The 26,112-nt window shown below is 46.7% G+C and carries 31 protein-coding genes; 6 read left to right on the forward strand and 25 right to left on the reverse strand.

Annotation, left to right across the window (positions count from 1 at the left end):
- Window positions 1-52: 52 nt before the first annotated feature.
- The 3 genes from AADZ70_RS07260 to ytaF form a co-directional block, all read right to left on the reverse strand.
- A complete protein-coding gene (locus tag AADZ70_RS07260) occupies window positions 53-679 on the reverse strand; it encodes an N-acetylmuramoyl-L-alanine amidase (protein ID WP_198697861.1) in 627 nt (208 codons plus the stop codon).
- A gap of 19 nt (window positions 680-698) precedes the next feature.
- The gene (locus tag AADZ70_RS07265) at window positions 699-1,016 is read right to left on the reverse strand and encodes a hypothetical protein (protein ID WP_342007936.1); all 318 of its coding nucleotides are present in this window, start codon (window positions 1,014-1,016) and stop codon (window positions 699-701) included.
- Between the two features lie 307 nt (window positions 1,017-1,323).
- Entirely contained in the window at window positions 1,324-1,956 is a 633-nt protein-coding gene (ytaF, locus tag AADZ70_RS07270; protein WP_342007937.1) for a sporulation membrane protein YtaF, read from the reverse strand.
- Between the two features lie 147 nt (window positions 1,957-2,103).
- Here ytaF and AADZ70_RS07275 point away from each other — a divergent pair, with 147 nt between their 5' ends.
- From AADZ70_RS07275 to alr, 6 genes are all read left to right on the forward strand, one after another.
- On the forward strand, window positions 2,104-2,736 hold the full coding sequence (locus AADZ70_RS07275) for a helix-turn-helix domain-containing protein (RefSeq protein ID WP_188154552.1): 633 nt from the start codon (window positions 2,104-2,106) through the stop codon (window positions 2,734-2,736).
- 286 nt (window positions 2,737-3,022) lie between these two features.
- A complete protein-coding gene (locus AADZ70_RS07280; RefSeq protein ID WP_223152353.1) occupies window positions 3,023-3,166 on the forward strand; it encodes a hypothetical protein in 144 nt (47 codons plus the stop codon).
- Window positions 3,167-3,259: 93 nt separating this feature from the next.
- A complete protein-coding gene (locus tag AADZ70_RS07285) occupies window positions 3,260-4,378 on the forward strand; it encodes an NADH-dependent flavin oxidoreductase (protein ID WP_016939012.1) in 1,119 nt (372 codons plus the stop codon).
- A gap of 125 nt (window positions 4,379-4,503) precedes the next feature.
- On the forward strand, window positions 4,504-4,716 hold the full coding sequence (locus tag AADZ70_RS07290) for a spore germination protein (protein ID WP_327815271.1): 213 nt from the start codon (window positions 4,504-4,506) through the stop codon (window positions 4,714-4,716).
- Between the two features lie 124 nt (window positions 4,717-4,840).
- The gene (locus AADZ70_RS07295; RefSeq protein ID WP_016939010.1) at window positions 4,841-5,053 is read left to right on the forward strand and encodes a spore germination protein; all 213 of its coding nucleotides are present in this window, start codon (window positions 4,841-4,843) and stop codon (window positions 5,051-5,053) included.
- Window positions 5,054-5,238: 185 nt separating this feature from the next.
- Entirely contained in the window at window positions 5,239-6,420 is a 1,182-nt protein-coding gene (alr, locus tag AADZ70_RS07300) for an alanine racemase (RefSeq protein ID WP_016939009.1), read from the forward strand.
- Between the two features lie 143 nt (window positions 6,421-6,563).
- Here alr and spo0A read toward each other — a convergent pair whose 3' ends face one another.
- The 22 genes from spo0A to spoIIIAA form a co-directional block, all read right to left on the reverse strand.
- Window positions 6,564-7,364: a sporulation transcription factor Spo0A gene (gene spo0A, locus AADZ70_RS07305; RefSeq protein WP_003153177.1), complete on the reverse strand. Its 801-nt coding sequence runs from the start codon at window positions 7,362-7,364 to the stop codon at window positions 6,564-6,566.
- A gap of 279 nt (window positions 7,365-7,643) precedes the next feature.
- A complete protein-coding gene (spoIVB, locus tag AADZ70_RS07310) occupies window positions 7,644-8,924 on the reverse strand; it encodes a SpoIVB peptidase (RefSeq protein WP_198697863.1) in 1,281 nt (426 codons plus the stop codon).
- Between the two features lie 163 nt (window positions 8,925-9,087).
- Window positions 9,088-10,818: a DNA repair protein RecN gene (gene recN / locus AADZ70_RS07315; protein WP_049626999.1), complete on the reverse strand. Its 1,731-nt coding sequence runs from the start codon at window positions 10,816-10,818 to the stop codon at window positions 9,088-9,090.
- A 31-nt stretch (window positions 10,819-10,849) separates the two neighbouring features.
- A complete protein-coding gene (argR, locus tag AADZ70_RS07320) occupies window positions 10,850-11,299 on the reverse strand; it encodes a transcriptional regulator ArgR (RefSeq protein WP_003153173.1) in 450 nt (149 codons plus the stop codon).
- A 96-nt stretch (window positions 11,300-11,395) separates the two neighbouring features.
- Window positions 11,396-12,241: a TlyA family RNA methyltransferase gene (locus AADZ70_RS07325; RefSeq protein ID WP_016939006.1), complete on the reverse strand. Its 846-nt coding sequence runs from the start codon at window positions 12,239-12,241 to the stop codon at window positions 11,396-11,398.
- Window positions 12,238-14,139 carry a 1-deoxy-D-xylulose-5-phosphate synthase gene (gene dxs / locus AADZ70_RS07330; RefSeq protein ID WP_342007938.1) on the reverse strand — a complete coding sequence of 634 codons (1,902 nt, stop codon included), beginning with the start codon at window positions 14,137-14,139 and terminating at the stop codon, window positions 12,238-12,240. The genes AADZ70_RS07325 and dxs overlap by 4 nt, the downstream gene beginning before the upstream one ends.
- Window positions 14,140-14,281: 142 nt before the next feature.
- The gene (locus AADZ70_RS07335) at window positions 14,282-15,172 is read right to left on the reverse strand and encodes a polyprenyl synthetase family protein (RefSeq protein ID WP_342007939.1); all 891 of its coding nucleotides are present in this window, start codon (window positions 15,170-15,172) and stop codon (window positions 14,282-14,284) included.
- The gene (locus tag AADZ70_RS07340; protein ID WP_342007940.1) at window positions 15,162-15,416 is read right to left on the reverse strand and encodes an exodeoxyribonuclease VII small subunit; all 255 of its coding nucleotides are present in this window, start codon (window positions 15,414-15,416) and stop codon (window positions 15,162-15,164) included. The genes AADZ70_RS07335 and AADZ70_RS07340 overlap by 11 nt, the downstream gene beginning before the upstream one ends.
- Window positions 15,416-16,759, reverse strand: coding sequence for an exodeoxyribonuclease VII large subunit (xseA, locus tag AADZ70_RS07345; protein ID WP_342007941.1), 1,344 nt, complete (start codon window positions 16,757-16,759; stop codon window positions 15,416-15,418). The genes AADZ70_RS07340 and xseA overlap by 1 nt, the downstream gene beginning before the upstream one ends.
- A gap of 126 nt (window positions 16,760-16,885) precedes the next feature.
- A complete protein-coding gene (folD, locus tag AADZ70_RS07350) occupies window positions 16,886-17,737 on the reverse strand; it encodes a bifunctional methylenetetrahydrofolate dehydrogenase/methenyltetrahydrofolate cyclohydrolase FolD (protein WP_016939002.1) in 852 nt (283 codons plus the stop codon).
- Between the two features lie 11 nt (window positions 17,738-17,748).
- Window positions 17,749-18,141, reverse strand: coding sequence for a transcription antitermination factor NusB (gene nusB / locus AADZ70_RS07355; protein WP_016939001.1), 393 nt, complete (start codon window positions 18,139-18,141; stop codon window positions 17,749-17,751).
- Between the two features lie 264 nt (window positions 18,142-18,405).
- Window positions 18,406-18,813, reverse strand: coding sequence for an Asp23/Gls24 family envelope stress response protein (locus AADZ70_RS07360; RefSeq protein ID WP_016938999.1), 408 nt, complete (start codon window positions 18,811-18,813; stop codon window positions 18,406-18,408).
- A 21-nt stretch (window positions 18,814-18,834) separates the two neighbouring features.
- Window positions 18,835-20,187 (reverse strand): acetyl-CoA carboxylase biotin carboxylase subunit, encoded by a 1,353-nt coding sequence (gene accC / locus AADZ70_RS07365; protein WP_264818814.1) that lies wholly within the window; start codon window positions 20,185-20,187, stop codon window positions 18,835-18,837.
- A gap of 14 nt (window positions 20,188-20,201) precedes the next feature.
- Window positions 20,202-20,681: an acetyl-CoA carboxylase biotin carboxyl carrier protein gene (gene accB / locus AADZ70_RS07370; RefSeq protein ID WP_016938997.1), complete on the reverse strand. Its 480-nt coding sequence runs from the start codon at window positions 20,679-20,681 to the stop codon at window positions 20,202-20,204.
- A 152-nt stretch (window positions 20,682-20,833) separates the two neighbouring features.
- Complete coding sequence (locus AADZ70_RS07375; protein ID WP_099744643.1) at window positions 20,834-21,484, reverse strand: SpoIIIAH-like family protein; 651 nt, start codon at window positions 21,482-21,484, stop codon at window positions 20,834-20,836.
- A gap of 3 nt (window positions 21,485-21,487) precedes the next feature.
- The gene (gene spoIIIAG, locus AADZ70_RS07380) at window positions 21,488-22,180 is read right to left on the reverse strand and encodes a stage III sporulation protein AG (RefSeq protein ID WP_045926703.1); all 693 of its coding nucleotides are present in this window, start codon (window positions 22,178-22,180) and stop codon (window positions 21,488-21,490) included.
- Window positions 22,173-22,793, reverse strand: a complete 621-nt coding sequence (gene spoIIIAF, locus AADZ70_RS07385) for a stage III sporulation protein AF (protein WP_099744644.1) — start codon at window positions 22,791-22,793, stop codon at window positions 22,173-22,175. Before spoIIIAF ends, spoIIIAG begins: the two co-directional genes overlap by 8 nt.
- Window positions 22,794-22,809: 16 nt before the next feature.
- Entirely contained in the window at window positions 22,810-24,021 is a 1,212-nt protein-coding gene (gene spoIIIAE, locus AADZ70_RS07390; protein ID WP_045926705.1) for a stage III sporulation protein AE, read from the reverse strand.
- A 26-nt stretch (window positions 24,022-24,047) separates the two neighbouring features.
- A complete protein-coding gene (gene spoIIIAD, locus AADZ70_RS07395; protein WP_076982559.1) occupies window positions 24,048-24,437 on the reverse strand; it encodes a stage III sporulation protein AD in 390 nt (129 codons plus the stop codon).
- Window positions 24,438-24,449: 12 nt separating this feature from the next.
- The gene (spoIIIAC, locus tag AADZ70_RS07400) at window positions 24,450-24,656 is read right to left on the reverse strand and encodes a stage III sporulation protein AC (RefSeq protein WP_003153142.1); all 207 of its coding nucleotides are present in this window, start codon (window positions 24,654-24,656) and stop codon (window positions 24,450-24,452) included.
- A 22-nt stretch (window positions 24,657-24,678) separates the two neighbouring features.
- On the reverse strand, window positions 24,679-25,194 hold the full coding sequence (spoIIIAB, locus tag AADZ70_RS07405; protein ID WP_016938992.1) for a stage III sporulation protein SpoIIIAB: 516 nt from the start codon (window positions 25,192-25,194) through the stop codon (window positions 24,679-24,681).
- Window positions 25,188-26,111 carry a stage III sporulation protein AA gene (gene spoIIIAA / locus AADZ70_RS07410; protein ID WP_064777767.1) on the reverse strand — a complete coding sequence of 308 codons (924 nt, stop codon included), beginning with the start codon at window positions 26,109-26,111 and terminating at the stop codon, window positions 25,188-25,190. Before spoIIIAA ends, spoIIIAB begins: the two co-directional genes overlap by 7 nt.
- Window position 26,112: the final 1 nt, after the last annotated feature.

Here is a 26,112-nt window from a genome sequence, read left to right on the forward strand (position 1 = left end):
TATTATAATCGTTATGCACATAAGGTGGGCGCTATTTACACATATTTTACGATTATTGGCCGCTGTAATAGGTTTCGATTCCATTTACAATGGCGTCGGCGGCGTGTTCTTGCCCGTTAGCGTTTTTCAGCTTGTCCGCATCTTGAGGATTTGTGATAAAGCCTAATTCAGCCAGCACACTAGGCATTTTTGAATATGTAATGACATAAAAAGGGGCTTCTTTTACACCTCTGTCCCTCATCTCTAGAGACGAGACAAGCTGCTGTTGGATATCAGAAGCAAGCCTTTCGCTGTCTGCTCCTTCATATGTTGAATTAAAATACGTTTCTGTACCCGATGCCGTCGATACGGCTGAGTTCGTATGAAGGCTGACGAATAAATCGGATTGGCTGGCGCTTGCTTTCGCCACCCGCTCGTCCAAACTTAAAAAAGTATCATCAGTCCTTGACGCAACAGGTGTTGCACCTTCTGCTTCCAATTTGGCAGCTACCTTGTTTGACACCGCTAAATTGATGTTTTTCTCCAGCAGTCCATTTCCCCCGGCCCCGCTGTCTTCTCCGCCATGGCCGGCATCAATATAGATGGTCTTCCCTTGCAAAGGTTCGGCTGCATAAGCGGACGGCGCAAGCAGAAGAAGGGCGGCACCGAATGCAGCAGCGCTTTTTGTCAGTAGGCCCACGTTTTTTCCTCCCCGTTTTTCACATATCTGTTTCTTTTTTCAGTTCTTCAAGCCGTAATTGTCCGTTGCTCTCTTTTTTATAGGTGATTTGCACCGCCGTATGTTCAGGCAGAGACTGGAATTCAAGCCGCTTAGCAAAAGGCACCTTCACCTCGTGCCGCTCTCCGTCAATTTCCAGTGCGATCATATCGTTTCCGGCCGCTTTTATAAATGTTCCTTCCTGTGTAAATGACGGCGCCGAATCCGCCTCCGCGGTATACTCGCAGCCTGACAGCAGCCATGCAGTGAAGATCAGAAGGATGACAGACTTCACACAGATCACCTCACGTTTTCTCATTCGGCTTTATCTTTGTACAGAATGGCGGATTTGTAAAGGGCGCCTTCGTCCCTCCAGCGTTTTTCCATATTTGGAATAAAGGCTTTCTGACCCGCTGATTACCTGAACTTAGAAAGAAAGCGAGCTGATCCGTCCATGAAAAAGGTTCTGTCTTATGGCCGGATATGCAAAATTTAACGGAAACGGACGACTTTCTATTCATTTTGAAAAAATGACAGATCGGCAAAAAAAGAGAGCCCGTCATGCGCTCTCCCGAACAGAATGATTCATATTTATTTTGAGCTTTTCATAAAATGAACGGGACAACTTAAAAGAGCAGCGTATTGACGGCAATGATGAGAATAATCACTCCGCTCAGCACCGTGCTGAACTGTCCGACATGGAAAGTACCGATGCGCAGTGACGCAGCTTTTTTCCCAAGCAGGCAGCCGATCCATATGGTCAGAAAGCTTCCGATCGCCGCAGTGATGGAAATGGCAGCGGGAGAAAGCCCGATCAGGCCCGCGCTTAATCCGTTGGTCAGCGCATTTGCGGATACGGCCACCCCGAGAACCATGGATTCCAATATACCGATTTCTCCCGAACCGTCAGCATCCGCTGTCTCCGGATTTTGCAGCAGACCGGCGAAACGGCCTTTTTTTCCAGATGTGTCAGCAGGCGCTGTATTTTCTTTTTTTCTCGGCACGGCCAGCAGGATGATGCGAATGCCGATCACAGATAAAATAAAAGCCGCCAGCAAAACGGGAAAAAAGCCCGGTAAAACGGCTGAAATCCATTTGCCGAAATAAATTCCGATATAACTGAATAAAAAACAGATAAAAGCGATCATTATATTTGATGCGTGCGATATTTTGATCTTTCTGATGCCGTATGACATCCCCACTCCTAAATTATCAATGCTCGAGGACACTGCCAAACCTAAAATCAATAACCAAGCCATGTTATGTTCTCCCCATTCTTTGATGTCTTTTCAACATGTTGTGCTGTTCCAATCTACACTATCCTATTCATCAGCACAGAAAAGGTACCTTTTCTGCAAAAATTATTGACTGATTATCATCATTCCGGCGGAAACGAGGTGACACCCTTGGCAGAAAATGAACATAAGACATTGGGCCCCCTTTTAAAATCACTGCTTGATAAGCACTCTCTCTCCATGAGAAAACTCGGCGCATTAGCCAACATTGATACGGCCACCATCTCCCGGATTATAAACGGCAAGCAGAAGGCCAATTTAAAGCATCTTCAGGAATTTTCAAAGCACCTCCGCACCCCGCTGGAGGAATTGCTTGAAGCGTCAGGAATAGACATCGGCCATGAAAAAGAGACTGCGCCGCAAGATCCGATGCACGCGATTCAGGATATGCTGAACATGGGGGAGATGTTTGATCAGCCTTTTTCCCGTGAACAAATTGAACGCGAGCTGACCAGGTATGAACAATATGCCAAAACCCAGCAGGGCCATCGTCTGATTTGTGATGAGTTTCAAAAGAAAATGAATAATGAAGAAAGCGTCGGCCCTTTTATTGATCACTTGAAAAACATGCATCATCAATATATGGATGAATCAACACCGGCTGAAGACCGTCCGATTCTAGGGAGTGCGCTCCTGTATTATATTTTAGCGACAGACGTGATTCCGGATTACATGTTTCCGATCGGCTATCTGGATGATGCCATCGCCGTTCAAATCGCTTTGCATCGGCTGAAAAAAAAGTAAAGGCGCCTAAAAAGCGCCCTTTTTTGTTGAAAAATATGAAACACCGCATTACGGTTTTGTCAAAACAGAGACAGCTGTCATATGATACATTAACCTAACAAAAAGGAGGGTGTCTTCTATGGACAGCAACACAGTTGTGGCAGTGTGCGCTCTGTTAAGTGTTGTGATTCAGATCGGAACGATATTCGCCGCAGGAAAGTGGAAAAAAGAATAAAAAACAAATTTGACGGTTTTTTCACACAAGCGTATGCTTATAAATAACCTTGTAAAAGATAAGAAAGAAGATATGCATATGAAAAAAATCATTCTCCTATTCGCCGCCGCTGTCATATTCAGCTCGATCGGCCATCAAATTTCAGGCGGGTATAAAGACCCTGAAAAGGAACGGAGAAAACCGTTCCAGTCGTTTAAATGGTTCGGCCGGTCATAACCTCAGGAAGAAGAACAAGCAAAATAATTGCACACAATTAAAACATAAGCTAGAATACGGACGAGTTAAACTTTTAAGGAAGAAGGCGAAATAATGAAGCAAACATATAAACCGCTGTTTGAACCTTTTACGTTCGAAAGCGGCGTTACCATACCAAACCGTATTTCCGTTGCACCGATGACACACTATTCATCAAACGATGACGGAACGATTTCCGAACGTGAATTGAGCTACATTACTCCCCGTTCAAAAGAAATGGGCATGGTTATTACGGCATGTGCAAACGTAACACCTGACGGCAAAGCGTTTCCCGGCCAGCCCGGCATCTATGATGATTCTCACATTCCCGGCTTGAAAAAACTCGCTCAAGCGATCCAGTCTCAAGGAGCGAAAGCCGTTGTGCAGATTCACCATGGCGGATTGGAATGCCCTCCTGAACTCGTACCGAATAACGACGTCGTCAGCCCTAGCGGTTCAGAAGAAGACGGCAGACAAACTTCCCGGGCTCTCACTGAACAAGAGATTGAGCACATTGTAAAAGCATTCGGCGAAGCGACACGCAGAGCGATTGAAGCCGGCTTTGACGGTGTTGAAATTCACGGGGCAAACGGATACCTGATTCAACAATTTTATTCTCCGAAAACAAATCAGCGCACAGACCGCTGGGGCGGAAGCGATGAAAAGCGCCTTGCGTTCCCGCTTGCAGTCGTTGACGCTGTCAAACAGGCGATTGATGCACACGCTGAACATCCATTTGTTCTCGGCTACCGCCTGTCACCGGAAGAGCCGGAAACGCCGGGGCTTACAATGAAAGAAACATTCATGCTCGCTGATGCACTTGCGGAAGAAAACTTGGATTATCTGCATATTTCACTGATGGATGTCAATTCCAAAGCCCGCCGCGGCGCAGATACTTCACGGACACGGATGGATTTATTAAACGAACGCGTCGGCCACAAAGTGCCGCTGATGGCGGTCGGTTCCATCTATACCGCGGACGAAGCGCTCGCCGTATTAGAAAGCGGGATTCCGCTGGTGGCTCTGGGACGTGTCATTTTAATTAACCCTGAATGGGCGGTGCTGGTCAAAGAAGGCCGCGAACAGGAAATCGAAAAAGCCATTAAAGCATCTGAAATTGAGAAATACCGACTTCCTGAACCGTTATGGGAAATGATCCAGAATACAGGCGGCTGGGTGCCGTTTGAAAAGTAATCAAAAAAACTGCCGGACGTCCGGCAGTTTTTTTGTTTCATAACTTTTTACCGCTTTGTTTACTCCTATTTCAGATTTGCAGCGTACATATAGTAAATAGATTAATAGAAAGGAGACCGTATATGATGGCTGGTTTTCCTATTACGATTAACAGTCTTTCCGGGAACGGGGTTCTCAATATCGGCGGTGCGTTTTCGATAAGCCCTTTAACCGTATCAAAAACCGTCTACGGCTCAGGAGGAGGAAATACAGGGATTGTTCTGCAATTAAACCAATTCAGCACGTCTCAATCACTAAACTCGCAATTCTCTGATCAAAATGTAACGAAAACACTATGATATCTGTATTTCCCTCCCTTTCCGGCTCACAGCAGCCGGTTTTTTTTGCCGTTTTGTTTAATCTTATTTCATATTACAGCGTACATATAGATAGTAGACTGTGAGAGAAAGGAGAAAAAATAGAATGAGCGGTTGCCCGATTACGATAAACAACGTATCAGGAAACGGCGTTGTCAATGTTGGCGGCGCCATATCCATCAGTCCGCTGACTGCATCAAAAACCGTTTTCGGTTCCGGAGGGGGAAATATCGGCATTGTCATTCAAAACAATGCTGTAAGCCAGTCCAAAATGTTTGAACACCAATTTTCAGATCAGAATATTGTGAAGTCAATTTAAGGGCTGCCATGCAGCCCTTACTGCATAAATAAAGCAGGCGCACTGATTTCCCGAAAACTCGATTTTAAACATCAGCAGTCACCTTCTCATGTTTTGAATGATTTCAGTTCAGTGTGAATAAAATGCAGATTGAAAGCATGAAAACACGTCAGTACTGAATCTCATTAAGGAAAGAAGGAATCGCGATGAAAAAACTTTGCCGGGAAGTTTGGATTGAAGTTGACCTTGATGCGATCAAAAAGAATGTACGGGCGATCCGCCGCCATATTCCGAAGAAGTCAAAGATTATGGCCGTCGTAAAAGCAAATGCTTATGGCCACGGCTCTGTGGAAGTAGCGCGGCAGGCACTGGAAAGCGGCGCGAGCGAGCTCGCAGTTGCCAGCGTTGAAGAGGGAATTGTGTTACGGAGAGCGGGAATTAAGGCACCTATCCTTGTGCTCGGCTTTACAGCTCTCAGCTGTGTAAAAAAATCTGCCTTGTGGAATATAACATTATCAGCATTTCAAGTCAGCTGGGTCAAAAAAGCAAATCAGATATTGGAAAAAGAAGCTGATTCGAAACGGCTGTCCATTCATATCAATGTGGATACCGGAATGGGCCGGCTCGGTGTACGCACAGAAGAAGACCTTTTAGCAGTTGTAAAAGCGCTCAAGTCGAGTACATACCTGTCATGGGACGGGATCTTTACCCATTTTTCAACAGCGGATGAACCTGATACTGAATTGACAATGCTGCAGCATGAAAAGTTTATCAGCTTTCTCCGCTTTTTAAAAAATCAAGACATCCCGCTGCCTACTGTCCATATGTGCAACACAGCCGCCGCTATCGCTTTTCCCGAATTCAGCGCCGATATGATCCGTTTAGGCATCGGTTTATATGGACTATACCCGTCCGCTTATATAAAGGAGCTGAACCTCGTAGATCTCACGCCCGCACTCAGCTTAAAGGCGCGTATCGCTTATGTGAAAGCCATGGTGACAGAGCCCCGGACCGTCAGTTATGGCGCCACATATATCGCTGAACCGGGTGAAATCATCGCGACAATTCCGATCGGCTATGCTGACGGCTACTCGCGCGCCCTTTCCAACCGCGGGTTTATTCTTCACCGCGGCAGAAGAGTGCCGGTGGCGGGGAGAGTGACGATGGATATGATTATGGTCAGTTTGGGTGATAGTGAGGGCAAACAAGGAGAAGAAGTCGTCATTTACGGCAAACAAAAAGGAGCCGAGATTTCCGTTGATGAAATTGCCGAAATGCTCGGTACGATTAACTACGAAGTCGTATCTGCGTTAAGCCGCCGCGTCCCCCGCTTTTATATCAGAGACGGCGAAATCATCAAAGTATCAGCTCCCGTATTATATGTGTAGATGCCGTAAATCCCGCTTTTATGCGGCTTCAAGATTCCTCAGGCTGGAGGGATCTTCGTGAGCAAAAACTCAAAACGCCTTCTCTTCCGCATTCATGCACGGAAAAGAAGGCGTAAAAAAGTCATCTTGCCATAAAGCTTGCGTTACGAAGCTTTATGCTCTAATCTCAGCTTGTCAGCAACCATCGCAATGAATTCTGAGTTGGTTGGTTTTGCTTTTGTCATGCTTACGGTATACCCGAACAGCGAAGAAATGGAATCAATATTTCCCCTGCTCCAAGCGACTTCAATCGCGTGGCGGATGGCCCGTTCTACACGGCTTGCGGTCGTGTTGAATTTTTTGGCGATGTCGGGATAAAGGACTTTTGTGATGCTGCCGAGGAGTTCAATATCGTTGTACACCATGGAAATGGCTTCCCGCAAATAAAGATAGCCTTTAATATGGGCAGGCACACCGATCTCATGGATAATGCTTGTAATGCTGGCATCGAGATTTTTCCGTTTCGGCTCCGGCTGGCTGCGAATGATGCTGCTTTGTGCAGACGGCGCACGGTGTGTGACGCTGCTGACATTTCCGCTTACCTGGCGGATATGGCCGACAAGGTTTTCCATATCAAACGGCTTCAGGATGAAATAGGACGCGCCTAAATCGACGGCTTTTTTCGTAACGTCTTCCTGACCGAATGCCGTCAGCATGATAACGTTCGGCTGTTTCTCAAGCTCTGATTCACGGAGCCGCTCCAAAACCGCCAGTCCGTCCAGATGCGGCATAATAATATCTAAAACGAGCACATCGGGATTTTTATCTTTAAACAAAGAAAGACATTCCTGCCCGTTATAAGCAACGCCGATTACTTCCATATCATCCTGTCCCTCTATATATTCACTCAACAGGCTTACAAGCTCTCGATTATCATCAGCAACACAAACTTTAATTTTCTCCACGTTTCTTCCTCCCCCAATGTATTAACAGGACACAACCTATTTGACTGCTACATGTTACATTCGACAAAACCACTACTTCCCCTTTTAAAAAATCCATATTTACCAATAATAGTGGAATATCTTTGTTTTTCTAGCATTTTCTAGGTTTTTCGACTAAAAATTAAGTTTGACAAATCAGGAAACGTGAATTTGTCGAAAAATCTTCATGTCTTATTTTACATGAATCCTGGAAAGAAGTGAAGAACGCGCACATAAAAAAACTGCCGGATGATCCGGCAGTCAGCTTGCTTTGTCTTTTCCATAAACATCAACACCCGCTTCAGAAAGCATCCATTCGATATGAACGCCGTAGCCGCTTGTCGGATCATTGACAAACACGTGGGTTACGGCCCCGACGACCTTCCCGTTTTGGATGATCGGGCTTCCGCTCATTCCCTGAACGATTCCGCCGGTTTTTTTCAGCAGTTTCGGATCGGTCACTTTTAACACCATTCCCTTAGTCGCCGGGAATTTTTGCGGAGTGGTGCTGACGATTTCAATATCAAATTTCTCTACTTTATCGTTTTCAATAACCGTCAGCATTTGCGCCGGTCCTTTTTTCACTTCATTTGACAAAGCAATCGGAAGCGCTTTGTCTGAGATGTTGTTTTTAATCGGCTGATGCAGTTTCCCGAAAATGCCGAACGGACTGTTGCGGTTAATATCGCCGATCGTTTTCCGTTCTGACGAAAACCTTGCCAGTTTTTCGCCGGGATTGCCGCCTTTTCCTTTTTCAATTGATGTTACAGTTGAACGGACGATTTCGCCGTCTTCCACAACAATCGGTTTTTTCGTATCCATATCAGAAATGACGTGGCCCAATGCGCCGTATTTTTTTGTTTTCGGTTCAAAAAATGTCATCGTGCCGATACCGGCTGCCGAATCACGAATATAAAGTCCGATTCGATATTTTCCCTCAGCTTCGTCCTTTGTCGGAATCAGCTTTGTCTTGATTTTTTGCTTATCGCGTTTCACCAATAAATCCAAAGATTCCCCGGTCTTACCCGCTTTTTGAATAAACGGGGCGATGTCGCTCATTTTTTCAATTTTATGTCCGTTCATTTTAATAATGATGTCGCCAGATTCAATTCCCGCTTGTTCTCCCGGAGACTTTTTCCCATCCTTTGTCATCACCTGGTGAAAGCCGACGACCAAAACACCGACTGAATGCAGTTTTACACCGATGGACTGTCCGCCCGGAATGACCTTCAATTCAGGAAGGACACGCACTTTCGTTTTTTTAATGGGAAACCCGGCAAGATCATATACTACTTCTGACCGGCCTTGTTTTTGCCCTGTTATGCTTGCATGACCGTGCTCTTCTCTCAGCGTAAAGGCTTCTGATAATTCACCCTTTTCAGCGCTTATTGATGCATTGACCGGAACGGCTTGTGTCTGGTTTTCAAAGACGCTCATTTCTGACGGTATCAGTAAATATTCTTTAAATGGCTTAAAAAAGCCTACACTTAGTAAAGAAACAAGGAGAATTACACCTATTGCTTTCCTCATGTTATCGTGCATTCATTCCTTCACTCTCCTCGCTCCTATCCCACACCACTTTCTTTTTCTGCTACCTCTATACTTTTGCCTTCCTGCGCTTGATTTATAACCGGCATACGAAGAAAAACATTGGATACACTGTTAGAGAAATGGAACAAAAAAATAAGCTGCCTGTATCAGCAGCTTATCCTGTCGTTTTTACCTGTCCGGCCTGTTTTAAAAGCTCTTGCGCATGCCGTTTTGTCAGGTCGGTCACTTCAACACCCGCAATCATACGGCCGATTTCCGCTACCTTATCCTGCTTTGAAAGCGGCGTTACATGCGTTGTCGTCCGTCCGTCTTTGAATTCTTTTGCGATCAAAAGGTGCGTATCCGCCATAGCGGCAACCTGCGGCAGGTGTGTAATGCAGAGCACCTGTGAACCGGTCGATACTTTATGGATTTTTTCCGCGATGGCTTGGGCAACCCGCCCGCTTACGCCAGTGTCCACTTCATCAAAGATGATGGAAGTGACATCCTGCTGGGAAGAAAAAATACTCTTCAGCGCCAGCATCACCCTTGAAAGTTCGCCGCCGGATGCGACCTTTGACAGCGGTTTTAACGGCTCACCTGTGTTCGTTGAAATTAAAAATTTCACGAGGTCAATTCCCTTTTGGGTAAGCTGCACGGGCTGGCCGTTGACAACCGGCGCTTCACTGGCAGACGGATCGGTTTTCACGAGGAATTCCGTATCAAACGTTGATTTGCCCATATACAGGCTTTTTAATTCCCGATGAATTGCTTCCGCCAGTTTTTTGGCCCAGGCTTTTCTGATTTTTGATAAATTGGCGGCTTCTACGGCCACATCTTTGCCGACGGACTCCAGTTCCTTCTTCAGCGCTTCAAGGTGGCTGTCGCGGTTTTCGATTTGATCAATTTCCTCTTCTATTTTGGAGCCGTATTCCAGAATGTCTTCGACCGTCGCTCCGTATTTACGCTTCAGCTGTTTAATCTCGTTTAAACGGGTTTCAATAAAATTCAGCCGTTCCGGGTCATACTCCAGATCATCTAGCAGATTGCGCATTTGAAAGGTTGCATCCTCCAGCAGATAATAGGAACTTGACACACTTTCTGACAGCTTTTGCAACGGTTCATTGATATCCGAAATGTCTTCAAGCTGGGCAGAGGCCATTCCTACCCAGTCAAGCCCCCCCTGTTCGCTGCGGAGCGCATTATAGGCGTTTTGCAATGATTCATAAATTTTTTCAAAGTTGGATATTTGCTTCCGCTCTTCTTGAAGAAGCTCGTCTTCATTCAATTCGAGCTTCGCTGATTCGATTTCTTCAAGCTGAAATTGGATCAGATCTAACCGATGCGCCATTTCCTGTTCGCTTTCCGACAGCTTCTTCACTTTTTTGAGCAGCTTCATATAACGGTCGTAGCCTTCTTGGTATGCCTGAAGCGCTGATTCGGCCTCAGCGCCCGCAAATTTATCCAAAAGCTCTAAATGTTTGTCATCTTCCATTAACAGCTGGTTGTCATGCTGCCCGTGAATATCTAATAAAAGTCTGCCGATCTCCCTCAAAGCCGCAATCGTTACTAATTTTCCGTTGACACGGCAGACGCTTTTTCCCCCGGCATTAATGTCTCTTCTCATGACAATCATGTCGTCAGATGCGTCTATTCCCTGCTCACGGCACACCTCAAAAACGGGATGGCCGCTGTCCAAAAGAAACAGTCCTTCAAGCTCGGCCTTTGTTTCACCGTAACGGACAAATTCAGACGACCCGCGGCCGCCGACTAACAGGGAAACGGCGTCTATAATAATTGACTTGCCGGCCCCTGTTTCTCCCGTCAGGACGGTGAGCCCCCGTTCAAACGAAATCGTCAGTTCCTCTATAATGGCAAAGTTTTTTATTGATAGTTCAGCTAACAAACAGCATTCCACCTTTTATCTGATAATTACGCTACAGCAGCTCCAAAAGACGGCTTTGAACGCCCTCCGTATCTTCAGGCGTCCTGCAGATGATTAAAATTGTGTCATCTCCGCAGATCGTGCCCATGATTTCTTCCCATTCGAGATTATCCATCAAAGCGCCGATTGCCTGCGCATTCCCCGGCATCGTTTTTAATACGATCATGTGGCTTGCTGAGTCAATTTTTACGAACGCATCCATTAATGAACGCTTCAGTTTTGACAGCGGGTTGAACCGCTGATCCGCCGGCAGGCTGTATTTGTAGGAACCGTTATTGGTCGGCACCTTTACGAGATGCAGTTCTTTAATGTCCCTGGAAACAGTCGCCTGGGTTACCTTATACCCTTCTTCTCTCAGCATGTCAACTAAGTCATCCTGCGTTTCAATCTCATGGCTTGTAATAAGCTCTCTGATTTTTATATGCCTTTGGCCTTTTGTCATGTAAGCACCTCTGTTTTCAAGCTGTTCTTGTCATTATGTTAACCGCTTCTTGATAAAAAGTACATGATGGCAGAAAAAAGGAATAATAGCCCCCTATTATTCCGGTACATCTGTCTTTTTGGCTTTTAATGTTTCATGTGCTTCGCGGACGGTACGGAGAATATCTTCTTCCGGCAGTTCAGCACCGTTTCCGTCTTCTCCCTCCCACTTCAAATGAAGCAGAAACTCGATATTGCCGTCTCCCCCTGTAATCGGTGAGAAGGACAGTCCTTTCACTGTATATCCTTCAGAAGCGGCAAACTGATTCATACGGCGGAGAACGTCAGCATGAACGCCGGGATCTCTGACAATGCCTTTTTTTCCGACTGATTCACGTCCGGCTTCAAATTGCGGCTTCACCAGTGCGATACAATCGCTTCCCGGCACAAGCAGCGTTTTTAAAACCGGCAGAATAAGACGGAGTGAGATGAAAGAAACATCGATCGTCGCGAATTCCGGCAGACCCTCTGTGAAATCGGAAGGCTCGGAATAGCGGAAATTCGTCCGTTCCATGACGACGACCCTCTCGTCCTGTCTCAGCTTCCAAGCGAGCTGATTATAGCCGACGTCTACTGCATAGGACCGTTCGGCGCCGTTTTGGAGGGCGCAATCTGTAAATCCTCCAGTAGACGAGCCGATATCAATCATCGTTTTGCCTTTTACTGAGACGGGAAACACCTCAAGAGCTTTCTCAAGCTTTAATCCGCCTCTGCTGACGTATTTAAGAGGGTTTCCTTTTACCGTTAACGGAAGATCCCGGGCGATTTTTTCACCCGGTTTGTCCAATCGGTTTTCATTTGAGTATACGATGCCCGCCATAATGGCGCGTTTCGCTTTTTCCCGCGTTTCCGCAAGGCCTTTTTCTACAAGAAGTACATCTAATCGTTCTTTTTTTGCTGTCATGATCCAATTCCTTTATGTGTCTTCGGCGGCATCAGCAGTTTAATCCGGTTCATAACCTCAGCCTTTGTGAGACCGATTTCTTCAAGCAGGGCGGTTACGCTTCCGTGCTCAATGAACCGGTCAGGAATGCCCATTCTGTCAATCGGCGTATGATACATGCCGAGGTCATGAGCGAATTCAAGAATCGTGCTTCCGAATCCGCCTTCAAGCACGGCTTCTTCAATCGTTAAAATCGGCAGACCTTCATTAAGAATCGCCTTCATCATTTGTTTATCAATCGGTTTTATGAACCGCGCATTGACGACACGCACGGACAGGCCTTCTTTTTGCAGTTCTTCAGCCGCTTCCAGCGCCATTTCAATGGTCGTTCCGAACGTTAAAATCACCGCGTCTTTTCCGGGACGGAGCACTTCCCATGTTCCGATCGGAATGGTTTTCAGCTCTTTATCCATCTTTACACCGAGCCCGTTTCCGCGCGGGAAGCGCATCGCGATCGGACCTTCCTCATAAGCAAGAGCTGTATTGACCATATGGCGGCCTTCATTTTCATCCTTCGGCATCATTAAAACGAGGTTCGGTATATGACGCAAAAAGGCAATGTCAAAGACGCCTTGATGGGTCTCCCCGTCAGCGCCGACCAAACCCGCGCGGTCAATACCGATAAATACATTCGCGTTTTGACGGCAGATGTCATGGACGACCTGATCATACGCCCGCTGCAGAAAGGTCGAATAGATCGCGAGAAACGGCTTCATGCCTTGAAGCGCCATTCCCGCGGCCATCGTCGCCGCATGCTGTTCTGCGATTCCGACATCAAACATGCGCTCTGGAAATTCTTTCGCAAACCCTTCCAGCTTAGAACCGACCGGCATGGCCGGTGTAATCGCGACAATTCTGTTATCCTCGCGCGCCAGCTCCTGCACGGTCCCGCTGACGAGTCCGCTCCATGAAGGCGCCGCGGCTTTCGGCTTGACGAAATCACCCGTATTGATTTTGTACGGACCCGTTCCGTGCCATGTCCCGATTGTGTCGGTCTCTGCCGGTTTATAGCCTTTGCCCTTTTTTGTGATGACATGTAAAAGGACAGGACCTTTTGTTTTTTTGGCGTATTGCAGGTTTTCAAACAGCTCGTGGTAGGAATGACCGTCTACCGGGCCTAAATACGTAAAACCCAGCTCTTCAAAAAACATGCCTGACACAAGCATATATTTTAAGCTGTCTTTTATCCGCTCAGCCGTGGCGGCCAATTTTCCGCCGACGGCCGGGATGCGCTTAAATAAATACTCAAGCTCGTCTTTTACCCATTGATACTTGCCGGCCGTGCGAAGCCGGCCGAGCATAGAATGAATCGCCCCGACATTCGGCGCAATGCTCATCTCATTATCATTCAGGATGACGATCATATCTTTTTTCTCATCACCGATATGGTTCAGTGCTTCAAGCGCCATTCCTCCGGTTAAAGCGCCATCCCCGATAATCGGGATGATATATTCTTTCGTCCCTTTAATATCGCGGGCGGCAGCCATTCCCATCGCGCCTGAGAGCGATGTTGAGCTGTGGCCTGTTTCCCATACGTCATGTTCGCTTTCGCTGCGTTTCGGGAAACCGCAAAGCCCTTTATATTGGCGCAAGGTTTCAAACTCCTTGCCGCGTCCGGTTAACAGTTTATGAACATAGGACTGATGTCCGACATCCCATAAAAATTTATCTTTCGGACTGTCAAATTCTTTGTGAAGCGCAATCGTCAGCTCGACAACCCCAAGGTTCGGCCCGATATGGCCGCCTGAGGCAGACAGCGATGTGATGAGAAAATTGCGGATTTCCTCACCCAGCTCTTCCAGCTGTTCAATTGACATCTTTTTAAGAAATGACGGGTCCTGTATTGATAAAAGATCCAAAGCGGATCAACTCACTTTCAGCATGAATTTCTGCAAATTAAACAGTGTCTTTTTGAAAAAAGAAAAAGACTCTCTTTTTATTTTCATCGAAACTGCTTACATTTTACCATAGGAGCGGCAGCCCCTTCAAATCAGGATCGTTTTAATGATCTCTCGCCGCTATTAAATCGCAGAGGTCATGCAGCAGTTCTTTCTGAAGAGATAGGCCGCTGATGATCCGTTTCGCCTCGCTGATATGATACGAAAGCTTCTCTTTCGCACCTTCAAGCGTTAAAAGCGACGGATACGTTGACTTTTCATTCGTCGTGTCTGAACCGACCGGTTTGCCGATCTTCTCCTCATGCCCTTCAATATCAAGGATGTCGTCTCTGATTTGAAATCCGATGCCGATATGGCTGCTGAACAGACGCAGCTTTTCGATTTCATCCTCCGGCGCATCTGCCAAAATAGCGCCTGCCGTCACGGAAAAGCCGAGGAGCTTGGCCGTTTTCCGCTCATGGATGGATTCCAGCTCCTCAAGCGTTACCTGCTTTTGTTCCGCTTCCATGTCGGCAGCCTGCCCGCCGACCATTCCTTCCGTTCCTGCCGCTTTGATCAGCTCCTCGACGAGGCGGAGCCGTTTTTCCGCTGAAACCGCGTCAGACACGTGAGATGTGATTAATTTAAAGCTTTCTGTCAGAAGCCCGTCTCCGGCCAATACGGCTGCCGCTTCTCCGAAGACTTTATGGTTTGTCGGCTTTCCCCGGCGCAAATCATCATCGTCCATGCAAGGCAGATCATCATGAATTAAGGAATACGTATGAATCATTTCAACAGCGCATCCGACCGGAATCCCGTCTTTTTCATCTTTTCCGTAAGCATTCAAAACGGCTAAGACAACGAGGGGGCGCAGCCTCTTTCCGCCCGCTTCCAAAGAATACAGCATAGATTTTTTGAGGGTTTCAGGCATGGCGAGCCGTTCTGTATACAAGGAAAGATTCCGCTCAATCAGTTGTTTGCGCGATGCTAAAAATGCGTCCAGTCTATTTGTCACCTTCGTCTTCCTCCTGAACGCTGAAAGGTGCAAATTCTCCGTTATCTTTTAAAATAAAGTCCATTTGTTTTTCGACATGCTGAAGCTTTTCATGGCACATTTTTGAAAGGGCCATTCCTTCCTGAAAATAATTAATCGCCTGCTCCAGCGGCACGTCTCCTTCTTCAAGCTTTGCGACAATGCCTTCAAGACCTTTCATCGCCTCTTCAAATGTCAGCTCTTCACTTTTTTTGGTTTCTGTCATTATCGTTCGCCTCTCTTTTGCAATACTTCACACGTCAAAACGCCGTCTGTCATCTTTACTTCAAGCGTATCATGTTGTTCCACTTGATCAACGCTTTTGATCAGCTCTTTGTCTTTATAGGCCAGACTGTATCCTCTCTCCATAACTTGAAGGGGACTTAATGCATTCAGTTTACCAAGAACCGTCTGAAACTGCGAATGAAGCTGCTTCAGCTGGACATTCATGCTCCGCGTCAGCTGATTTGAGCGCTCTTCGTACCGTTTTTTCGCCTGTTTCAGCTGGGTTTCAGGGTGAAGCGCCGTTAATCTGTACGTATTCCGCTCCAGCTGCCTTTCTTTCCGCTCCGTAAGCCCTGTGAGCTGTGCTTGGAATTGCTGATACAAAAGGTCAAACTGCTGTTCTTTTTGGGTATACAATCGTTTCGGAAAACGGAATGCGTAAGATGACTGAAGCGATTGAACCCGTTCTTTTTTCTTGCCGATATGCTGCTGCATCGCTCTTGTCAGGCGGACTTCCGCCGTTTTTGTCCGTTCCATTAAGTCCGTCGTGTGAGGAACGGCGATTTCTGCCGCTCCCGTCGGCGTTGCAGCCCGGATATCCGCGACGAAATCACTGATTGTAAAATCTGTTTCATGTCCGACGGCCGATATAACCGGAATGGCGGAAGCAAAAATCGCCCGGGCGACGATTTCTTCGTTAAACGCCCACAATTCTTCGATCGAGCCCCCTCCCCTTCCGACGATCAGAACGTCACACATCTTTTGCGAATTGGCTTCTTCAATGAGCTTCACAATCGATCTGCTGGCGTTTTCACCCTGAACGAGCGCGGGAAGCACAATGACTTTCACCAGAGGATATCTTCTTTTGAGTGTGGTAATGACGTCTCTGACGGCCGCTCCCGTCGGTGACGTGACAACCCCGATCGTGGCTGGAAAAGCGGGGATGGCCTGCTTATGCCGGTCATCAAACAACCCTTCGCCGGCAAGTTTTTTCTTTAATTCTTCATAGGCTAAGTAAAGCGCCCCAACACCGTCCGGCTGCATTTCTTTCGCGTACAGCTGATAGCTTCCGCTCGGTTCATAGACGGAGATGCCGCCTCTTACGATGACCTTCATTCCGTCCTCAGGCTTAAACGCAAGCCTTGAACTTTGCCTTTGAAACATGACGGCCTGCATGCGGGCATGCTCATCTTTTAAAGTAAAATAGATGTGGCCTCTTGTATGGATTTTAACGTTGGACAGCTCACCTTTAATCCAAATGTCTTCAAGATGAGGGTCTACATCGAATTTTCGTTTAATATATTTGGTCAGTGCGGAAACCGTGACATATGCCGCTTCACTCACATCCTGCACTCCTTTCATAAAGGCTTTTTGCCCTGAACTAAGAAAAAAACCCGCTCTGGCTGAAAGGAGCCTTAAGAAGCGGGTATCGTGCTCATTGTCACACTTTTTGTGACTGCCTCCGGTTATCTATGATAACGTACGTCTGGCAGATTTAACAGTATTATGCGCAAGCATCGTGATGGTCATCGGACCTACTCCGCCCGGGACCGGCGTAATGAAAGATGCTTTTTCTTTCGCTTCATCAAACTGAACATCTCCGCAGAGTTTTCCGCTTTCGAGGCGGTTGACGCCGACATCAATGACAATGGCGCCCTCTTTGATTTGATCAGCTGTGATGAAGTTCGCTTTACCGACCGCAACCACAAGAATATCTGCTTTTTTCGTATGCTCAGACATATTTTTTGTACGGGAATGGCAATATGTGACGGTCGCATTTTCGTTCAGCAGCAGCTGGCCGACCGGTTTACCGACAATATTGCTTCGTCCGACTACAACAACTTCTTTGCCGGAAAGATCTACGTTCGTCTTTTTCAATAACTCGACAATTCCGTGCGGTGTGCAAGGCAGAAATGTATCTTCTCCAAGCAGCATTTTCCCGACGTTGAGAGGGTGGAAACCATCAACATCCTTATCAGGGGAGATCCGCTCGATGACGGCTTTTTCAGAAATATGATCCGGGAGCGGCAGCTGGACGAGAATGCCGTGAAATTCCGGATTTTGATTGTACTCGTCAATCACTGTTAAAAGCTCCGCTTCGGTTAAGCTTGAGTCAAAACGGTCAAGCTTAAACTTCATTCCCATTGTTTCAGCGGCTTTTTTCTTGCCTGTCACATATGAAACAGAGGCGGGATCGTCGCCGATTAAAATGACCGCCAAGCCCGGCACTACGCCTTGTGCTTTCAGCTCTTCTACTTCTTTTGCCAATTGTTCGCGTTTTTCTTTAGCCGTTTCTTTTCCGTCGATGATTGTTGCAGTCATTTTCTTTCCTCCTATGATTCAATATCAGTTTTAATGTTAGAAAGAACCCCGTTTACGAATTTTGCAGCTTTATCGTCGCCGAACCGTTTTGCCAGCTCGATGGCTTCGTTTAATGACACGTTAGCAGGAATGTCGTCAGTATAAACCATTTCATACACCGCCAGACGGAGGATCGCGCGGTCTACATTTGCAATCCGGTCAAGCTTCCAATTGACGAGATGGCCGGAAATCATTTCATCAAGCTGCACCTGATGTTCAAGCACTCCGTACACCAGCTGTTCAAAGAAGTCATCTGTTTTTCCGCCATCAAGCGCGTGCTCGATGGCCTCGTTCGGTGCAATATCGCTGACATCAATCTGAAAAAGTGCCTGCAAAGCTTTTTCTCTAGCTGTTCTTCTTTTCATTTTCTTTCTCCTTCAGATCCTCTTTATCCGCTTGTCGTTAAGCCTAAAGAGATCATAACATATTTTTTTCCCAATCGCATGTCGAAATTTAGGTTTTTTCACCCTAATGCCGAATGTTTTCACAAACCCTTTGAATTTCATTCGGATTTCACAGCATGAAGAAACTCGGCTGCCGTTTGTAAGCCGGCTTTCTTCATGCCTGAAAAGAAGGGAAACGTATAAAAAACCAAAGGGCTGCCCATCCCCTTGGTTTTTATACGCTCATTACATTTCTTCGTCGATTTCGACTTCTTGGGCTTTCGTGTCAAATTGAATGCCGACGATATGAATATTGATTTCATTGATGGTCAGAGACGTCATATTTAATAAGGTTTGGCGGATATTCTCCTGAACGCTTGCCGCCACTTTCGGGATCGAAATCCCGAATTGAACGACGCAATAGACGTCAATAGTAATCCCGTCATCGGCTAAATCGACCTTTACGCCTTTGCCGTGATTGATTTTGCCGAAGCGTTCTACGACGCCCGTGGCGAAATTGCCGCGCATTTCAGCTATTCCTTCAACCTCGGAAGCGGCGATGCCGGCAATAACTTCAATGACTTCAGGAGCAATTTCAACTTTGCCTAAATGACCCTCATCATGATCCATTTTAAGCACACTGTTGTCTTCCATTCAATTCACCTCCCGCAAAAATTATGAGCCCATTACATCATATGTTTCTAAAAACTTTGTATTAAACTCTCCGCTGACAAATGTTTCATGTTCAAGCAGTTTCAGATGGAACGGAATCGTTGTTTCAATACCTTCAATCACAAATTCGCTCAGCGCGCGTTTCATCCGTGCGACCGCCTCATCACGCGTTGTTCCGTATGTGATGACTTTGGCAATCATGCTGTCATAGTACGGCGGGATCGAATAGCCCGGATATGCGGCTGAATCCACGCGCACGCCGAGTCCGCCCGGCGGCAGGTACATGTTAATCTTACCAGGTGAAGGCATGAAGTTTTTCGCAGGATTTTCAGCGTTGATGCGGCATTCAATCGCCCAGCCGTTAAATTCAACGTCTTCCTGTCTGAGCGAGAGCTCCTCTCCGGATGCCACTTTGATCTGTTCTTTGATCAGATCCGTTCCCGTCACCATTTCTGTGACAGGGTGCTCTACTTGAATACGCGTGTTCATCTCCATGAAGTAATAGCGCTGTTCTCTGTAGTCATAAATGAACTCTACTGTACCGGCTCCCGTGTAACCGACGGCCTTCGCTGCTTTTACCGCTGCTTCACCCATCTGCTCTCTGATTTCAGAATCAAGCGCAGGTGACGGCGACTCTTCAAGAAGTTTTTGCAGACGTCTTTGGATAGAACAGTCACGCTCTCCAAGATGGATCGTGTTTCCGTAATTATCGGCAAGCACCTGAATTTCAACATGGCGGAAATCTTCTATGTACTTCTCGATGTACACACCCGGATTTCCGAATGCCGTAGCGGCCTCCTGCTGGGTGATTTCGATGCCTTTAATCATCTCTTCTTCTGTGCGTGCGACCCGGATGCCTTTTCCGCCTCCGCCCGCAGTGGCTTTTATAATCACAGGATACCCAATTTCACCCGCAAGCGAAACCGCTTCTTCGGTATTTTTTATGATTCCTTTTGAACCGGGCACAATCGGCACGCCCGCCTGCTGCATCGTGTCACGTGCGATATCTTTTGTCCCCATCTTCGAAATGGCGTCAGCCGAAGGGCCGACAAACGTCACGTTTAATTCCTCGCACAGCTCGGCAAAATCGGCGTTTTCAGCTAAGAATCCGTATCCCGGATGAATCGCATCCGTACCGGTCAGCTTTGCGACGCTGACGATGTTCGTTACATTTAAATAGCTGTCTTTTGATGTTTTCGGCCCGATACAAAAAGCCTCATCGGCCATTTGAACATGCAGGGCCTCTTTATCTGCCTCAGAATAAACGGCTACAGTTTCAATGCCAAGCTCTTTGCAGGCCCGGATGATTCTGACGGCAATTTCTCCTCGGTTGGCGATCAATAGCTTTTTAATCATAATAGCAGGTCTCCTTACTCAGCTTTTACAAGAAATAGAGGTTGTCCGTATTCGACCAGCTGGCCGTTTTCAACTAACACTTCAACGATTTCTCCTTTTACTTCCGCTTCAATCTCGTTAAAGAGTTTCATTGCTTCTACGATACAAACCACTGTATTTTCGTTCACTTTTGAACCTTGGTTTACGTAAGGGCCGGCTTCCGGCGATGAAGAAGCATAAAACGTTCCGACCATCGGAGACGTAATTTTGTGCAGGTTTTCATCTTGTTTCGGCGCTTCCTGAACAGGATCGGCTTCGCGCGCTTCCGGTTTTGCAGCCTGCGGAGCAGGTGCGTAAGCGGCGGGAACAGCTGGAGCTTGTCCCGTTATATTCACTGCCGGCGCTTCATTTTTTTTCAGCTTCAGACTTACGCCTTCCATCTCGTAAACAAATTCGTCAATGGAAGATTCATCGATTCTTTTTATCAGTTCATGAATTTCGTTGATTTTTAACATCAGTTCCACTCCTATGTATAAAAAATAGAAATTTATGGGTTGCTACTAAAAGTACATACTATGTTTATCTTACAGGAGCGGTTGTGTAAATTCAACACTGATCTAAAATGACAGCAAAAAAGCCCGCAGCGGGTGCGGGCGGTTCAGGCATCTTATTTTGTCGGTTCAAACGTTACGGCGACGTCTTTCATATTCTTGATTTCTTTTTCCACCAGGTCAATGATGGCGGAAGCTTTTGCGTTGGAATGTTTGTCAGACATGACCGTAATGTTGATTTTGTCACCTTCGGCATCCACGAGCGCATCTTTGTAGCCTTGCGTTTTAATGAGCGTTTCCAGCTGTTTTTCTGTCCCTTCCGCATTGCTCAGCGCCGTCATTTTATCGTAGGCTTCGCTTTTTTCTTTTGCTGTCGCATCATCGCTTGAAACGATGCTGTTTAACTGTTCTCTTTCTTTGCTTCTCGCGTCTTCAAGTTCCATGCGGTATGCGGTAAATAAATTTTCATCAGCTGTTTCTGTGGCGACCGATCCGTCTTTTTCCGATGCTTCGGCTGACGTTTCTTTATCCTCTTTTGTGCCTTTAGAATCTTTCGTTCCTTTTGTTCCGTCTTCTTTTTCTGTGCCGCTTTCGCTCTTTTCTTCCGTTTTAGGAGCCGGCGTTTTTTCTGTGGCGATTTCCCCGCTGCTTTTTTCGGTTTTCATCTGCACGGCATTTTTGCTTTCCGGCGACATAATATAATAAACACTTAATACCACGACGAGACTGAGCATTGTTAAAAGCCAAACCGTTTGTTTTTTCAGCATGATTTATGAATCCTCCTTGATTTTTTTAGGGGCAACCGCTACACGGTAGCTCGGAACATCAAGCACCCTTGTGACGGCATCAATGATGGTTTTTTTTATTTGAACGTTGTCCACTCCTTGAGCGACAACGAGTACACCGCGGATATCGGGTTTTTTCGTCTGAACGACGACCGGAGTTTCCTGATCCCCGTTTCGAATCATGACAATTTGTTCTTCAGAGGTTTGATCGGTTACGCTTCTTTTGCCGCCTTCTTTATCGGTTTCTTCAGTGGTGGTGTCTTTTTTCGTTTTATTTTTCTCAAACACTTTTAAAGATGTGGCGTCTACGTTTACGACTATTGATACATCCTCCACGCCGATAATTGTTTCAAGGATCTCTTTCAGCTGGTTTTCATAGTCTCTCTCGTAATCATCAATCGTGTTTTTGGCGCTGCTGTCTTTTGATGCTTTAAAAACGGGTGCGCTTTTTTGCCCGCTCTTATCGTCCGTACGGCCGGACATGACGGTCTGCGCCGTTTCGCCCTTCCCGGTTTTTTCCGGTGAAGAGAACATCTGGCTGACCAGCATAAAAGATACGCCGAGCACAAACACGAACAGAAAGTAATGATATTTTGTCAGTTTTGGTTTTTCTCCGTCTTTCGCCTGTCCGATCATCAGCTGTTTTTTGAGTATGGTCCATAGTCCGTTTTTATTCATGGCCGTTTTTCTCCCCGCCTTCCATATAAACCGTAATTTTCTCACTGCCGATTTCCCATATATCCGCAAGTTTTTCTTTGATGTTTGCAGCCTCCTTTTTGCCGGATGCGCCTTCGGGTTCGTATTTGCGGTCTGTGCGGATGTCGATCGGTGCGACGGTTTGCACGGTTTTTTCAGAAGATGGGGCCATATACACGCTGATCGTTTTTACATCTTCTTCTGAACGAACCTGTTCTTCCGCTGTAAGGCGGATGTTGTCTATTTTGTATTCGTCATGACTGAACATCTCCTCCGCTTTCTTTTTTAGTTGGACAGCCATTTCTTCTAAAACATATGCGCGGTTTGATGCTTGTATTTCTTTTTTTTCTGATTTGATTTGATTTTTTATGTCCGCGGATTGAGATTGCTCTTGTTTTGTCAAATAATCGAAGATGATCTCCGGGTCTGTTTTGAAAAGTTTGAATATCGGGTTGAGCATGACAATGATTAACAGCAGGCTGACAACCATCTTTGCGTATTTTTGCATACTGGAGCTGGGCAGCAGCATGTCGATGACGATGGCAAATAAGATAAACAAAATAATGCTTGTCAGCCATTCTGTTAAAAAGCTCATATCCAATGGGCCTCCTTTATTTCATCATCATGGTGAGATTGCCTGCTGTAATAATGACTGTGATGCTGAGGAAAAACATGAGAGAGACAATGGCGAGCGCCGCGAAAATATAGAGCACGCTTCTGCTGATGACGCCGAGACACGTAATGACGGGCCCGCCTCCGAGCGGCTGCAGAATGGCAGCCGCGAGCTTATAAATAAAAGCGAGAGAAAGCACTTTGATTGCTGGAAATGCGGAGATGCAGATCAAAATTCCGACACCGAGGATTCCCACAGTGTTTTTTAATAAGAGTGAGGCGCTGATGACCGTATCGGTCGCATCCGTAAACATCCGGCCGAGCACGGGAATAAAATTGCCCGTTATAAATTTTGCAGTCCTGAGGGTGATCCCGTCTGTCACGGCAGCCGAAGCCCCCTGGACGGAGATGACGCCGAGAAACACGGTGAGGAATACGGCAAGCGCGCCGATCGCGATATTTCTGAGGAGATTGGCAAGCTGTGTGACTTTATATTGATCTGTCATCGTGCTGACGATGCTTAAAATCGCTGACAGGAAAATAAGCGGCATAACGATGTTTTGAATAAGCAGGCCGCTCGTATTCATCAGAAATAAAATAACGGGGTGAAAAAAGGCAGCGGAAACGGCTCCACCGGAAGATGCCAAAAGCGCGAGCAAAAGCGGGATCAGCGCGAGAATGAAGCTTGTCATCGTCTGAATCGCTTCACTGGCATAATTGACGGCGACATGAAAGCTGTTTAAAGCGAGAATAATCAGTACCATATAAACAATCGCATAAGCCACTTTGCTGACGGTGCTCTGCTGGAACGCATTTTGCAGCAGCTGCAGAATGACGCAAAAAATGGTGAGAAGGATCAAAGTTCCCAGAAGTTTTCCGTTTGCGAGCACTTCATGAAACAGATAGGAAAATAAGGCCTTCAGCCACGCCTCAGGCGAGAACGTTTTTTCTCCGTTAATAAAGTCGATGATGCTTCCCTTTTGGCTTTCCGGCAGAAGGCCGCCGTATTCTGTCATAATGTCGTCCCAGAACTTTCCGATGCCTTCTGTTTTCAGCGCTTCGGCCTGCTTTTTCGCCGCTTCATCAGCCGTTTCTTGGTGAACTGCGGTTTCCTGCGCCGCACCGTCTGTTCCGGCAGCTTGTACACATTCAGTCTGAAAAATTAAGAGGAGGATGAACAAAAAAGCCCCCGCCCACCGAAAGCGCTTCATTGTTTGCGCCCCCTTTCCCTTTATGATTAAGAAGGAATAAGTCCGAGAATCGTTTCAATAATAACAGTCAGTATCGGCACGGCCATCACGAGGATCAAAATCTTCCCGGCCAGCTCTATTTTCGAAGCAATCGCTCCCTGGCCAGCATCTTTTGTCAGCTGTGCTCCGAATTCAGCGATGTAGGCGATGCCGATAATTTTTAAAATGGTTTCCACATAGACCATATTGACATTTGCATTGACGGCTATTTTTTCTATCATTCTGATAATGTCGTAAATCTGGTCGACGAGATAAAGAAAGATCACGCAGCCGCTGAAGACGACAATCATAAACGCGAAAGTCGGTTTCTGTTCTTTTACGATCAGGGAGAGAAACGTGGCGATCAGGCCTAAACCTACAATTTGAACAATCTCAATCTGTAAGCCCCCCTATCCTTGGAATAGAAACACAGCTTTGATCTTTTTGAACAGGTCATCGACAATCGTCGCCACCATAAATAAAATATAGATAAAGCCAAGCAGCGTCACCCATTGGGCGTATTCTTTTTTTCCCATTTGGTCAAGTATGGTGTGCAGAAACGCAACCACGATACCGACTCCGGCGATTTGAAAAATGACATTTACGTCGACTCCCATTTTATGTTTGCTCCCCTCATGTTTACATCAATAGAAGAATGAGTAACAGTCCGGCTAAAAACCCTAAACTTTTCACCATTTTTTCATTTTTCGCCTGCGCCCGTCCGGCATCCGCTTCCGCCGCTTCCAAATGTGTAAGCGCAAGCTTGATATGTTTCTGCTGAGAAACTCGGTCATGGAGCCCGAGCGTCTCTCCGAATTGCTTCAGCACATCGTATTCGCTTTTTTTCATCGCCATGGAGGGCCAATTATGTTTCAAGCTCTGTTCCCAGGCTGTTTTGGCGGAATCGCTCCCCTGCTCAAGCCTCCTGCTGAAAGCTTGGAACAATGATGATACAGGCTTGGAAAGCTGTGCGGCGATTTGTCCCGAAGCAATGTGCAGCGGCGTATGCCCGAACATAATTTCCGCTTCAAGCGATTGCAGCGCCGCACGCAGCTGACGGATTTGTCTCGGCCTTTCAATATAGATTTTGGCGATCTCAAATCCCGTCCATGTTGTCGCCGTCAGAATGAACACAGCGCCCAAAAGCTTCAGCATGTCATCACACTTTCAGCATGCGGAACCGGTTCTCCGTCCTTTCCATACATCCTGCTGATCGTTCCCGGACCGCGGCGTCTTGACAGCTCTACATACCGGTCAAACACTTTTTCCTCCCAAAGCATTTTCAGCGACGGCCTCTTGATCAAGTCTTTCATATTCCATCCGTGCGCGGATACGATAACGGTTACGCCGGCATGGAGCGCCTCCATCAGCGCTTTTGAGTCTTCCATTCTCCCGATCTCATCTGCGATCATGACATCGGGACTCATAGAGCGGATCATCATCATCAGCCCTTCCGCTTTCGGACAGGCGTCAAGAACATCCACTCTGCGGCCGAAACTGTGCTGGGGAATGCCCCGCAGGCAGCCGGCAATTTCTGAACGTTCATCTACGATAGCGGTCTTTTTCGCCGGAATACGTTTCGATCCGGTGCTTGAAAGCCGGGCCAAATCACGAAGCAAGGTCGTTTTCCCTGTTTGCGGAGGGCCGATGATCAGCGTATTCAGCCAGTTTTCTTTCCATAAGAAAGGGATGAGCGGTTCTGCGATGCCAAGCTTCTCCCGGGCGATTCGAATATTAAAGGAAGTAATATCCCGGAGTCCTTTGACGGCTCCGTTTTCGACGATGACTCTTCCGGCGAGCCCCACACGGTGGCCTCCTCTGATTGTGATATATCCTTTTTTCAGCTCTTCTTCAAGCGTGTACATACTGTAATTGCTGAGCCGGCTGAGGATCAGCTGTGCGTCGCCGGCCGTACAGATATATGACAAAAACAAAGGTTGTCCTTTTCGGATCAGTTCAACCGGCCTGCCGACGCGGATTCTGATTTCCTCTGTATCCCGCCACGCTTCTTCAGACACGGCGGAGATGGCATGTCTCAATAATTCAGGGAGAACCTCTGTAATTTCATTCAAT

This window comes from Bacillus sp. YBsi01 (assembly GCF_038406745.1).
GTDB lineage: Bacteria > Bacillota > Bacilli > Bacillales > Bacillaceae > Bacillus > Bacillus siamensis.

Excerpts from the sequence above, each read along its gene's own strand:
- AADZ70_RS07265 (WP_342007936.1), bottom strand. The coding sequence starts at position 1,016 with ATGAGAAAACGTGAGGTGATCTGTGTGAAGTCTGTCATCCTTCTGATC.
- ytaF (WP_342007937.1), bottom strand. The coding sequence starts at position 1,956 with ATGGCTTGGTTATTGATTTTAGGTTTGGCAGTGTCCTCGAGCATTGAT.
- AADZ70_RS07280 (WP_223152353.1), top strand. The coding sequence starts at position 3,023 with ATGCATATGAAAAAAATCATTCTCCTATTCGCCGCCGCTGTCATATTC.
- AADZ70_RS07285 (WP_016939012.1), top strand. The coding sequence starts at position 3,260 with ATGAAGCAAACATATAAACCGCTGTTTGAACCTTTTACGTTCGAAAGC.
- AADZ70_RS07290 (WP_327815271.1), top strand. The coding sequence starts at position 4,504 with ATGGCTGGTTTTCCTATTACGATTAACAGTCTTTCCGGGAACGGGGTT.
- AADZ70_RS07295 (WP_016939010.1), top strand. The coding sequence starts at position 4,841 with ATGAGCGGTTGCCCGATTACGATAAACAACGTATCAGGAAACGGCGTT.
- alr (WP_016939009.1), top strand. The coding sequence starts at position 5,239 with ATGAAAAAACTTTGCCGGGAAGTTTGGATTGAAGTTGACCTTGATGCG.
- spoIVB (WP_198697863.1), bottom strand. The coding sequence starts at position 8,924 with ATGCACGATAACATGAGGAAAGCAATAGGTGTAATTCTCCTTGTTTCT.
- argR (WP_003153173.1), bottom strand. The coding sequence starts at position 11,299 with ATGACAAAAGGCCAAAGGCATATAAAAATCAGAGAGCTTATTACAAGC.
- AADZ70_RS07325 (WP_016939006.1), bottom strand. The coding sequence starts at position 12,241 with ATGACAGCAAAAAAAGAACGATTAGATGTACTTCTTGTAGAAAAAGGC.
- AADZ70_RS07340 (WP_342007940.1), bottom strand. The coding sequence starts at position 15,416 with ATGACAGAAACCAAAAAAAGTGAAGAGCTGACATTTGAAGAGGCGATG.
- folD (WP_016939002.1), bottom strand. The coding sequence starts at position 17,737 with ATGACTGCAACAATCATCGACGGAAAAGAAACGGCTAAAGAAAAACGC.
- nusB (WP_016939001.1), bottom strand. The coding sequence starts at position 18,141 with ATGAAAAGAAGAACAGCTAGAGAAAAAGCTTTGCAGGCACTTTTTCAG.
- AADZ70_RS07360 (WP_016938999.1), bottom strand. The coding sequence starts at position 18,813 with ATGGAAGACAACAGTGTGCTTAAAATGGATCATGATGAGGGTCATTTA.
- accC (WP_264818814.1), bottom strand. The coding sequence starts at position 20,187 with ATGATTAAAAAGCTATTGATCGCCAACCGAGGAGAAATTGCCGTCAGA.
- accB (WP_016938997.1), bottom strand. The coding sequence starts at position 20,681 with ATGTTAAAAATCAACGAAATTCATGAACTGATAAAAAGAATCGATGAA.
- AADZ70_RS07375 (WP_099744643.1), bottom strand. The coding sequence starts at position 21,484 with ATGCTGAAAAAACAAACGGTTTGGCTTTTAACAATGCTCAGTCTCGTC.
- spoIIIAG (WP_045926703.1), bottom strand. The coding sequence starts at position 22,180 with ATGAATAAAAACGGACTATGGACCATACTCAAAAAACAGCTGATGATC.
- spoIIIAF (WP_099744644.1), bottom strand. The coding sequence starts at position 22,793 with ATGAGCTTTTTAACAGAATGGCTGACAAGCATTATTTTGTTTATCTTA.
- spoIIIAE (WP_045926705.1), bottom strand. The coding sequence starts at position 24,021 with ATGAAGCGCTTTCGGTGGGCGGGGGCTTTTTTGTTCATCCTCCTCTTA.
- spoIIIAC (WP_003153142.1), bottom strand. The coding sequence starts at position 24,656 with ATGGGAGTCGACGTAAATGTCATTTTTCAAATCGCCGGAGTCGGTATC.
- spoIIIAB (WP_016938992.1), bottom strand. The coding sequence starts at position 25,194 with ATGCTGAAGCTTTTGGGCGCTGTGTTCATTCTGACGGCGACAACATGG.